The organism is Streptomyces sp. MUM 2J, assembly GCF_022414535.1.
Taxonomy (GTDB): domain Bacteria; phylum Actinomycetota; class Actinomycetes; order Streptomycetales; family Streptomycetaceae; genus Streptomyces.
In genome coordinates this window covers 1-302 of sequence record NZ_JADWYM010000134.1, presented here as the reverse complement: position 1 = coordinate 302, position 302 = coordinate 1, and the positions used below count along the sequence as shown (strand labels likewise).

General features: G+C 68.9%; 1 protein-coding gene. It reads right to left on the bottom strand.

All coding sequences use genetic code 11. The features are described from left to right. Positions 1 to 122 precede the first annotated feature (122 nt). Positions 123 to 302, bottom strand: a 180-nt coding sequence (locus I3F54_RS31965) for an alpha-amylase (protein WP_240122419.1), incomplete at its 5' end; no start/stop codon positions are given.

Below are 302 nucleotides of genomic sequence, written 5' to 3'. Positions count from 1 at the left end.
CGTAGAAGACGGCGCGCTTGAACCAGTCGGGGTCGCGGTCCTTGACCGGGGTGTCCTCGAAGGTGTCGTGAACGGGCGAGTTGACGGTCATGACGCTCCTGGGCTCCCTTCGCTGCTGCCGGTCACCGGACGTGGAACACGTGGGCCGGCGTGCGGCCGGGCTCCAGGCGTACGTAGTTGGTCCGGCCCCAGCGGTAGGCCGCACCGGTGAGTTCGTCGTGGACGTTCGGCTCGGCGTGCCAGTCCAGGCCGAGTTGCGGCATGTCCAACGAGACCGTGGCCTCCTGGGTGTGGTGGGGGTC